Below are 3300 nucleotides of genomic sequence, written 5' to 3'. Positions count from 1 at the left end.
CCCCACACCCTACACCCTGCCCCCAGGAAAAACTTTTTCAGCAAACCTTATTTGGGCCGTCTTATACCAAATCCGTTTTTAATAGTATGATTAACTGCCAAGTTATCGATTGTTTTTCCCGCTCCAGTGCTTCGGCGCTCCCCCACTCTCCTATACCTTTTCCACAGGATTTAGTATCATTCTAGGGACTAGGGAAAAAAGACTGTTTTGCCGGCAATAGTCAGCATTCCTCTCACCAAAATGCCGACAATGCTAAGGAATCCAATGGTGGTAATGTTGACTTATGCGTTGAGATCGTCAACCCGCTTTTCTAGTCCCGTAACTTTGGCATCCAAGGTCTTAATATCTCCTTTAATTTCTCCTAGACTGTTTTTGATCGCTTTCTGTCCATTTTCTAGGTTTGTCAGTCGGGACTCGATCGCTGTTAGTCGGGATTCGATCGCTTTCTGTCCGCTAACGATTAAATCTTCTAACCTTTTCAGATCATTCTCGGTAACTGCTGTCATCAGTGACAATCCTCTTAAAGTTGAATTTTTCCTAGTCTCCTAATCAATACTCTATCAATATTTTCTCGGTCGGGGACTCTTTCAAACAGTAATTGGCAAAAATCAGATTCCCTACTGAGAGAGCCTAGTGATCCCGTCAAAACTGAAACAGTTTTTGATTCGGTTACGGGGACAGCAGCACGCGCATTTAGGGCTGTATAATTGCCGTTGATATTATTAACAATAAAATCTGGGTGCAGCAGGACGGCACGGTAGCAGCGATTGGCGATAAATTGGTAGCTAGGGGAGTCCCCAAACAAGACATCGTTTTAGCTTACCATGGGCCCCCTGTGCGACAATATACCGAGTTTGCCCTTGGCTAAAACCATTAATTGATGACCTTGCCCATACAAGTTTTACCCCAAGACGTAATCGATTTAATTGCCGCAGGAGAGGTAATCGACTCTTTAGGCGCTGTGGTGCGAGAATTAGTCGAAAATGCCATTGATGCGGGGGCAGATAGGATTACCATCGATATATTTCCCCAAAACTGGCGAATACAAGTATCGGATAACGGCAGAGGAATGTCTAGAGAAGATTTGCAACTGTGTAGCTATGCCCACAGTACCAGCAAAATCCGCCAACGGGACGATCTTTGGCAGATTACCAGTCTCGGATTCCGTGGTGAAGCTTTGCACAGTATCGCACAGGTGGCGCATCTGCGGGTTGCCAGTCGCCATGACGATGATTTGGGTTGTTATTGTCTTTACAATCACCAGGGCGAGCCGGATAATTTAGAAACGATTCCTATAGCTATCGGCACTATCGTGACGGTAGAGAATCTCTTTGGTAACTTTCCTGTCCGTCGTCAAGCTTTACCGTCAATTAGCAAACAATTAAAGGATATACAGACTTTAATTCATAATTTTGCTCTCTGTCATCCCCAAATTACTTGGCAGGTTTTCCAAGATCATCAAGATTGGTTACGCATTAGTCCGGGTAAGGATGCCAGTCAAATATTACCCCAATTAGTTAAATCTCTGCATTTTAACGATTTAGCATCCCTAAAACTTGACTTAACGACTCCTGACGCAGAATCTGCTCAAATTGAATTAGTCATTGGTTTGCCCGATCGCATTTCTCGCCATCAACCGGATTGGGTTAGAATTGCTGTTAATGGGCGAATGGTGCGCTCATCGGAGTTAGAACAGGCAATATTTGAAGCTTTCGCTCGCACAGTCCCTAAAGATCGCTATCCCGTTTGTTTTCTCCATCTACATCTTAACCCTCGTTCGATCGATTGGAATCGTCACCCAGCTAAAGCGGAAATATACCTGCATAACCTCATTTTTTGGCAAGAACAGATAATTTCAGCCATAGACAAGGCGTTAGGACTAAATCCCGAACATATACCCGAAAAAGCGCAAAATCAGCGCGTCAGTCAAATTCTCAAGGCTGCCGAAGAAAAAAGCACCTATACAATAGGGGAGAAATCCTCGAAAAATCGGCTGGAATTAAAGGCAGTAGCCCAAATTCACCAAACTTACATAGTTGCCGAACATCCTCACGGATTATGGTTAGTCGAACAACATATTGCCCATGAGCGGGTTTTGTACGAACGTTTAGAGGATAACTGGGAAATCGTGCCGTTAGATACTCCGATCATCTTAAATCAGTTAACTACTCGACAAATCGAACAATTACAACGTTTAGGATTAGAAATTGCTAGTTTTGGCGATCGCTCTTGGGCAATTCGTAGTATTCCTGTTCTACTAAAAGAACGGGAGGATCGGGCTGATGCTTTACTAGAATTAAGTTTAGGGGGGGATTTACAAACCGCTCAGGTGGCTACCGCTTGCCGGAGTGCTATCCGCAACGGTACAGCTTTGAGTTTGGAAGAAATGCAGAATTTACTCGATGATTGGCAAAATACCCGTAATCCCCGCACCTGTCCCCACGGAAGACCGATTTACTTATCCTTAGAAGAAACTTCGCTCGCTCGCTTCTTCCGTCGTCATTGGGTAATCGGCAAAAGTCACGGCATTTAATCAGTTATCAGTTATCAGTTATCAGTTATCAGATGTGAGTTTTCAGTTTACTGATTACTGATTACTGTTCACTGAAAATTGGGAGATATTGCTAGGGAAAAACGGAAAGTGCTGCCTTTACCTAATTCACTTTCCACCTCGATTTGACTTTGGTGTAATTCCACTAAACGACGGGTAATCGCCAAACCAATACCACTACCCCCAGAATAACGGGAACGAGAACGATCGGCCCGCCAAAAGCGCTCGAAAATAAAGGGTAAATCCTCGGCTGCGATGCCGATTCCCGTATCGATAACGGCAATTTGTAGGTGGTTTTTGTCCCTTGTCACTTGCAGGGTAATTGCACCATTATCAGTGTAACGAATGGCATTACCGAGCAGATTAACTAAGATTTGTTCGAGGCGATCGGGATCGGCCATGACAGATGGTAAATTGGGGGGACAATCTAACTGTAAAGTCGGTCCATCTTCTAATAATTGATCGGCAAATTTTTCGATGAGAGAATTTAACAAAGGTAATAAATTAACAGGTTGCAGTTTAATCGAGAGATAACCAGATTCCGCTCGCGATAGCTCCTGTAGATCGTGGGTTAAACGTTCTAACCTGCGGGTTTCTTTCACTAATTTCTGATAAAGTTCTGGATTAGGTTCAATCGCACCATCGGCTAATTCTTCTAAATATCCCCGTACCACAGTTAAAGGGGTGCGTAATTCGTGGGTAAGATCACCGATTAATTCCTGGCGCCGTTTTTCCACATCGGCTAAACT

At 43.9% G+C, this 3300-nt stretch carries 3 protein-coding genes and 1 pseudogene; 2 read left to right on the top strand and 2 right to left on the bottom strand.

The genetic code is table 11. The annotated features are described in order from the left end of the window. Positions 1–188: 188 nt before the first annotated feature. A pseudogene (locus tag IQ242_RS20260) lies at positions 189–506 on the bottom strand (DUF4164 domain-containing protein). A 233-nt stretch (positions 507–739) separates the two neighbouring features. On the opposite strand from IQ242_RS20260, the gene IQ242_RS26820 reads away from it, so the two are divergent. Together IQ242_RS26820 and mutL are read left to right on the top strand one after the other, a co-directional pair. Continuing rightward, on the top strand, positions 740–868 hold the full coding sequence (locus IQ242_RS26820) for an element excision factor XisI family protein (RefSeq protein ID WP_002770124.1): 129 nt from the start codon (positions 740–742) through the stop codon (positions 866–868). A gap of 12 nt (positions 869–880) precedes the next feature. Beyond that, complete coding sequence (gene mutL / locus IQ242_RS20250; protein WP_193961191.1) at positions 881–2533, top strand: DNA mismatch repair endonuclease MutL; 1653 nt, start codon at positions 881–883, stop codon at positions 2531–2533. Between the two features lie 68 nt (positions 2534–2601). On the opposite strand, the gene IQ242_RS20245 is transcribed toward mutL, so the two are convergent. Then, a partial coding sequence (locus IQ242_RS20245) for a cell wall metabolism sensor histidine kinase WalK (RefSeq protein WP_228021115.1) occupies positions 2602–3300 on the bottom strand: 699 nt, incomplete at its 5' end.

Origin of the sequence: Microcystis sp. LEGE 08355 (genome assembly GCF_015207185.1) — a bacterium.
GTDB classification, from domain to species: domain Bacteria; phylum Cyanobacteriota; class Cyanobacteriia; order Cyanobacteriales; family Microcystaceae; genus Microcystis; species Microcystis panniformis.
The sequence above is the reverse complement of the archived record's forward strand: the minus strand, read 5'-3'. Positions and strand labels throughout refer to the sequence as shown.